Annotated in this window: 5 protein-coding genes; 4 read left to right on the forward strand and 1 reads right to left on the reverse strand. The window is 72.9% G+C overall.

Annotation, left to right across the window (positions count from 1 at the left end; translation table 11 throughout):
- Nucleotides 1-261 (forward strand): HNH endonuclease signature motif containing protein (locus VIB11_RS17545; protein WP_332057357.1); only part of this gene is annotated, 261 nt, incomplete at its 5' end.
- A 210-nt stretch (nucleotides 262-471) separates the two neighbouring features.
- Here VIB11_RS17545 and VIB11_RS17550 read toward each other — a convergent pair.
- Complete coding sequence (locus VIB11_RS17550) at nucleotides 472-1701, reverse strand: LCP family protein (protein WP_332057358.1); 1230 nt, start codon at nucleotides 1699-1701, stop codon at nucleotides 472-474.
- 154 nt (nucleotides 1702-1855) lie between these two features.
- Between VIB11_RS17550 and VIB11_RS17555 the strand changes: the two genes are divergently transcribed.
- The 3 genes from VIB11_RS17555 to VIB11_RS17565 all read left to right on the forward strand — a co-directional run.
- Nucleotides 1856-3400: an LCP family protein gene (locus VIB11_RS17555; RefSeq protein WP_332057359.1), complete on the forward strand. Its 1545-nt coding sequence runs from the start codon at nucleotides 1856-1858 to the stop codon at nucleotides 3398-3400.
- The gene (locus VIB11_RS17560; RefSeq protein WP_332057360.1) at nucleotides 3388-4410 is read left to right on the forward strand and encodes a glycosyltransferase family 2 protein; all 1023 of its coding nucleotides are present in this window, start codon (nucleotides 3388-3390) and stop codon (nucleotides 4408-4410) included. Before VIB11_RS17555 ends, VIB11_RS17560 begins: the two co-directional genes overlap by 13 nt.
- Before the next feature lie 203 nt (nucleotides 4411-4613).
- The coding region (locus tag VIB11_RS17565; RefSeq protein WP_332057361.1) for a glycosyltransferase family 2 protein at nucleotides 4614-6902 on the forward strand (2289 nt) is incomplete at its 3' end.

Below are 6902 nucleotides of genomic sequence, written 5' to 3' on the forward strand. Positions count from 1 at the left end.
TGCACCTACCCCGGCTGCGCCGCCCCGCCCACCTGGGCGGACGCCCACCACCTGATCCACTGGGCCGACCTCGGCCCCTCCGACCTGGGCAACGCCGCGTTGTTGTGCGAGCGGCACCACACCACCGTCCACACCCGCCGCCTCGCCGGCCGCGTCGTCACCGGCGCCCTCGGGGAACGCGTCGAGTGGGACCTCACCCGCGGCTCCTACGACGAGCTCCTCGCTCGAGGCCGACCACCCAGCCGGGCCGAACCAGCGTGACCCCGCCCCACACCCCGCCGACCACCGGCGGGGTCACGGCCATGTCCGCGCCCATTCGCGGCGCAACTCGCGCCCCGGTTAGAGGCTCGAGGCGGCGTTCCCGGTTCGAGCTTGGTGCCAGACGCAACGAGGGAGGAGCGGTCTACCGGCCCGCGGCGTACCGCCGGTCTCGCTGTCCCTGCGGCACCGAGCCGGTGGGGCGGGAGGCGGTCAGCCCCCGGAGGGCTTGCCGTCGGTGCCGGGCGGCGCCTGCTCCAGCGGCTCGTCGTTGCGCAGCATCGTGAACAGCGCCTTGGCGCGCTCGGTGTCCCACTTGACCGCGCTGCCCGCGCTGGTCTGGTAGCTCTCGCTCTGGATCGGCACCACCAGGCTCAGCCCCTCGTCACGGGACACCGCCCGCATCGCCAGCATCACCCGCCCGGCGTCGGTCATGGAGGTGTCCTCGCCCACGATCAGGCCCTCGGCCGAGGCGTGGGTGAAGCCCCAGTAGCGGGTGGGGATGAGGACGGTCGACGGGGTCGCTGCCTTCTTCATGATCGCCGCGAGGAACTGGCGCTGCCGGTCCGCGCGGCCGATGTCGCCGCGTGGGTCGGAGTAGCGGGCGCGGACGTACCCCAGGGCGTTCTTGCCGTCGAGGGTCTGGCACCCCTTCTTGAGGTTGATGCCGGCCTTCTTGTCGTTCATGGGGAACTTCACGCAGATGTCGACCCCGCCCAGGCTGTCGACGACGGAGGCGAATCCGGCGAAGCCGATCTCCACGTACCCGTCGATCCGCAGGTCGGTGACCTGCTCGACGGTGTTGACCAGGAGCTTGGGGCCGCCGAAGGCGAAGGCGGCGTTGATCTTGTTGCTGTCGCGCCCGGGGATCGGCACGAACGAGTCGCGGGGGAGCGAGATCAGGGCGGACTTGCCGCCGCCCTCCGGGACGTGCACGAGGATGATGGAGTCCGTGCGGCGCCCCTCGGCGTTGCCGGTCGCGTACTCCTTCTTCTGCGCGTCGGTCAGGCCCTCGCGGCTGTCGGAGCCCACCAGCAGGTAGTTGTGGCCCGGGCCGTCGGCGGGGCGCTCACCGGCCGGCGTCGTGTCGACCTTGGTCACCTCGTTCCAGGCGTGCCACGGGGTGAAGGCCATGAAGGCGAGCCAGGCCACGATGACCAGCGCGACCAGCCTGAGCACAGGACGGCGCCTGCGGCGGCGCGGAGGAGTGGGTGCCGCCTGCCCGCGTCCCCGGCTGCCCCGTCCGCGGCCGCCAGCGTCGCCGGCGTAGCTGCCGGGGTCGGTCACCGGCAGGGGGCGGGTCCCGGTGCCGGACCGCGCCTGGCGACCCCGCCCCCGCACGTCGACCGTGTAGACGTCGTCGGCCGGGGTCCCGTCGGCTCCGGCGCGCTGCCCCTGGGGGAGCGGCCGGGCGTCGTCCGGGTGGGTCTCGCGAGGCGTCATGGCGCCCATCATCCCGCGAGGGTCGCGACGGAGCCAAAATGCGCAGGCCGGGCGGTGGGCGCCCGCGTGGGCTCGGGCGGCGTCCGCAGGCCCGACACACTGAGGGAGTCAGCGTCAGCCGGATGAGGCCGACGATCCCCAATACTGAACGACCATGAGGCGAGTCACACCCTCGCCCGGCCTCGACGCTGAGGAGAGCGTCTACCTGTCCGGGCGGCCGGACCGGCGGCTCTGCGACGTCGAGTCGATGGGTCCGGTGCTGCGCCGCCGTCGGGCCGTCTCGCTGGTCCTGCTCACCCTGGTCTGCCCCGGCGCCGCCCAGCTGGCGGCGGGCAACCGGGTGCTCGGTCGCATCGCGCTGCGGGTGTGGGTCGGGCTCTGGGCGCTCGCTGCCGTCGTGGGGCTCGTGCTCCTGGTGCGACGTTCGTGGCTGCTGGGCCTCGTCGGCCAGGGCTGGGTCCTCGCCCTGCTGGAGTGGGCGCTGGTGGGGCTCGCCGCCCTCTGGGCCGTGCTGTTCGTCGACGCGTGGCGGCTCGGCCAGCCAGGTCGCCTGGTGCGGACGGCGCGCCGCGGCCTGACCGGGCTCACCGCCGGTCTGCTGGTCATCACCTCCGGTGGCCTGGTGTATGCCGCGAGCAACGTCGCCGCCGGCCGCGAGGCCCTCGACTCGCTGTTCGGGGGGCAGCGCGCCGTGGCCGCCACCGACGGCCGCTACAACGTCCTGCTGCTGGGCGCCGACACCGGGAAGAGCCGCGTGGGAACGCGCCCCGACAGCATCCAGCTGGTCAGCGTAGACACCGAGAACGGCCGTGCCGTGACGTTCGGCTTCTCCCGGGACATGGAGAACATCGACTTCCGCCCCGGCTCCGTGATGCAGCGGCTGATGCCCGAGGGCTGGAACTGCGGCGACGAGTGCCTCCTGAACGGCCTCTTCACCTGGGCCGAGGACCACCGCGACCGGTTCCCCGCCGGGACGCAGAGCCCCGGGGTCCTCGCCACGCGAGAAGCCGTCGAGGCGATCAGCGGGCTGCGGGTGCACTACTTCGTCATGGTCGACCTCAGCGGGTTCCGGCGGATGGTGGACGCCGTGGGCGGGTTGGACATCAGCGTGCAGCGCCGGACGCCCATCGGCGGCGGCACCTCCCGGGTCGTCGGGTGGATCGAGCCGGGGCGGCAACGGCTCGACGGGTACCACGCGCTCTGGTACGCGCGCTCACGCGAGGGCTCGACGAACTACGAGCGCATGGCGCGGCAGCGGTGCGTCATGGCCGCGATGGTCGACCAGCTCGACCCGCAGACCGTGCTGCTCCGCTTCCAGAAGATCGCCGCCGCGAGCTCCGGGTTGATCCGGACCGACCTCCCACAGTCGGAACTGGGATACTTCGCCGATCTGGCCATGAAGACCCGGACACAGAAGATCAAGAGTGTGAATTTCGTTCCTCCCCTCATCAAGCCCTGGGACTACGACCCCGCGTTCGTGCACCAGACGGTGCGCTCGGCGATCTCGGCGTCGGAGAAGTCGCAGGAGAAGCCGAAGAAGGCGACCGTCCGCGCTGCCGGCGCCACGTCCGCCCCGCGCGCCACCACCCGCGCCGCAGCCCCGGCGCCCGCCGGGCCTGCGGCGTCGTCGTCGACCGGTGCCTCCGCGCCGGGCGGCCGGGCCGCGGAGTCCGACCTGTCGGCGGTGTGCGCGAGCTGATGGCGGCCCACCCACACCCCGGCGACGGGGCGGCATACACCCCTGCCACCTGGCCCCGTGTCGGCGTCGTCATGCCGATCCTCAACGAGGAGAGGCACCTGGAGGAGGCGGTCGACGCCGTTCTCGGCCAGGACTACCCCGGGCCCATCGAGCTGGTGCTCGCCCTGGGGCCGAGCCACGACCGCACCGACGAGATCGCGCGGGCGCTGGCCACCCGCGAGCCACGGGTCCGCACGGTGCAGAACCCGTCCGGGCGCACGCCCGACGCGCTCAACGCCGCCCTGGCGGGGCTCTCCCGCGAGGTCGAGGTCGTGGTGCGGGTCGACGGCCACGGGGTGCTCGACCGCGACTACGTCCGCACTGCCTGGGAGCTCCTCGAGGAGACCGGCGCGGCCAACGTCGGTGGCCTGATGGACGCCGAGGGCGTCACGCCGTTCGAGCGGGCCGTGGCCGCGGCCATGACGTCCCGGCTGGGGGTGGGCTCCGCGCGCTTCCACACCGGTGGTGCCGCGGGTCCGGCCGACACGGTCTACCTCGGGGTCTTCCGCCGGGAGTGGCTGGACCAGATGGGTGGCTACGACCCACGCTTCGTGCGGGCGCAGGACTGGGAGCTCAACCACCGGATCCGCGAGCAGGGCGGCACGGTCTGGTTCTCCCCGCGCCTGCGTGTCGCCTACCGCCCGCGACCGACGCTGGCCGCGCTGGCACGGCAGTACCGCGACTACGGGCGCTGGCGCCGGGTGGTGGCGTCGACGCATGCCGGCACCATCAACGCGCGGTACCTCGCGGCACCGGCCGCCCTCCTGGGGGTCGTGGGCGGCACGGTCCTGGGCTTCGTGTGGCCCTGGGCGTGGCTCGCGCCCGCCGGCTACCTCGCGCTCACCACGCTCGGGGGGCTCACGCTGAGGGCGGACCTGACCCTGAAGGAGCGACTCCTGCTGCCCGTGATCCTGCCCACGATGCACCTGTCCTGGGGCTGGGGGTTCCTCACCAGCCGCGTGCGCCTGTGATCGCGGTTCGCGCACGCCCCTGACCGTCGGCCCGTGCCGGCACGAGCCCGTCCGGACGCACCGCGGACCGGGGTGGCGCGAGACCGCCGAATTACCTGGTACGCCCGGCTCATGGGAAGGTGGTGTCGCGCGCGCCGCGACGGCTCAGGCCCGTCCCGCGCGCTGAGCCACGTCTGCCCCCTCTGCGAAAGGACCCGCCACTGATGCCCTCGCTGAGTGTCGTCGTCCCCATCTACAACGTCAGCGACTACCTCGTGGCGTGCCTGGAGTCCCTGGTCGCCCAGACCCTGGGCGGCCTCGAGGTGATCCTGGTGGACGACGGCTCGACCGACGGCTCGGGGGCCATGGCCGACGAGTTCGCCGCCGGCCGTGAGGGCTGGCAGGTCCTCCACGTCGAGAACGGCGGGCTCGGCCGGGCCCGCAACCTCGGCATGGACGCCTCGAACGGCGAGTTCGTCGCCTTCGTCGACTCCGACGACCTCGTCCCGCGCGACGCCTACGAGCTCATGCTCCACGCGGTCAGCGAGAGCGGCTCCGACATGGTGTGCGGAGGCGTGCTCCGCTTCGACGGGGCCAGCACGTTCAACTCGCCGCTCCACCGGCGCGCCATCACCCGCACGCAGATGCGCACGCACATCCACGAGACACCGTCGCTCATCTTCGACAGCACGGCCTGGAACAAGATCTACCGCCGGTCCTTCCTGGCCGAGCACGGCCTGCGCTTCCCGGAGGGTGTCTACTACGAGGACATCCCGCTCACCCTGCCCGCGCACTTCCTCGCCTCGTCCGTCGACGTCCTGGCCGACCCCGTGTACCTCTGGCGCGAGCGGCAGACGGCGGTGCAGTCCATCACCCAGCGCCGCGCCGAGACCAAGAACCTGGTCGACCGCCTGGCGGCTGTCACCGCCGTGGACGACTTCCTGGCGCAGCGAGGTGACGAGGACGGCAAGCAGATCCACGACCGCAAGGTGCTGACGGTCGACGTGCCGCTCTTCCTCGACGTGCTGCACGAGGGCAGCAGGGACTTCCAGCAGCAGGTCGTGGCCCTCACGGCGGAGTACCTCAAGCGCGTGCCCGACGAGACCGTCGCCAGGCTGGCGCCGATCCGCCGGCTGCAGTACCACCTCATCACCCGCGGCATGCTCGACGAGCTCCTCGAGGTGCACGACCACTACCGCGTTCCCGCCAACCGCGGCCAGTTCGTCAGGTCGGGCCTGCGGATGTACGCCGACCTGCCGTTCCGCAAGGACCCCGCCAAGGGCGTGCCGGACGCCGTCTACGAGGTCACGCGCTCCCAGCCGCTGCGGACCGGGGTCCGCGACCTGTACTGGGAGGGTCGCGACCTGATGGTCGACGGCCACGCCTTCATCCACCGCGTCCCCGAGGCGACGCGGGCGTCCTCGGTGCGCCGCTTCCAGCTGCGCCGGCTCGACGGGCCCTCGAGTGAGCGCCGGGCCGTCTCAGCCAAGCGGGTCCAGCGCCCGGACCTCACCGCCCGGACCACCGGCGCGCCCCTCTCCTACGACGCGGCCGGCTTCCTCGCCCGGGTCCCGGCGCAGGCGCTCCGACTGGCGCCGGGGGAGACCCAGGGCCGCTTCGAGGTGTTGGCCCAGGTGGCCACGCCCTGGGCCCGCCGCGGCTCCAGCGTGGGCAACCCCGAGCTGGGGCGCGGACGCCATCCGCGGCGGGCCCTCATCGCACCGGACGAGCTGGCGATCCCGGCCTACGCCGGGAAGATGCTCACCATCACCGTGCGGCGCGTCGTGGCGCTGCTCGAGTCCGTGACGAGCGAGGGGGATGCCGTCCGGTTCACGCTGCGGGCCGCTGGCGGCTCGCTGGACGACACCGCGCTGTTCCTCCGGCGCACCGACGCGCTCCGCGCGCAGATCGTCCCGCTCACCGTCACCGGGGACCGGGCGCACGCTGTCGTCAGCGCCGACGTTCTCCAGGTCCGCTCCTCGTCGCTGGGCGACCGTGAGTGGGTACTGGGGGTCGCCGATCCCCAGCAGCAGCCCACCGACCCCCCGCGCTCCCTGCTCGACATGGCCCCCGAGATGGAGGACACCTACCTCACTCTCCGACAGCGCAGCCTGGCGGTGTGTCAGGACGACCCCGACACCGGGGCCACGCTGCGCGACAGCCGGCCCGGGCCCGTCCTCACGGAGTTTGCCTGGGAGCCGCACGGTCTGCGGTTGCGCGGCGTGGCAAACGGCTCTGACCTCGAGGCACTCACCATTGCCAACGGCAGCGGCACGCGGCACGTGCTCAGGGTGCATCGCGACGGGGACGTCTGGTCCGCGCTACTGCCGTCCACGGGTGAGCCGGGGTCGGCAGTGCTTCGGTGGCTGCAACCGGGGCGGTGGTTCTGGAGCGTGGCCACCGATGACGACGCCCAGCGAAACCGCCCCGTCAGGGTGATGAGCACCGCGGAGATCCACCTCGGTGAGACCGGCGAGGTCGGCGGCCTCAGCTTCCGGCTGCGCTCCAACTCC

It is taken from the genome of Pedococcus sp. (assembly GCF_036554925.1).
GTDB lineage: Bacteria > Actinomycetota > Actinomycetes > Actinomycetales > Dermatophilaceae > Pedococcus_A.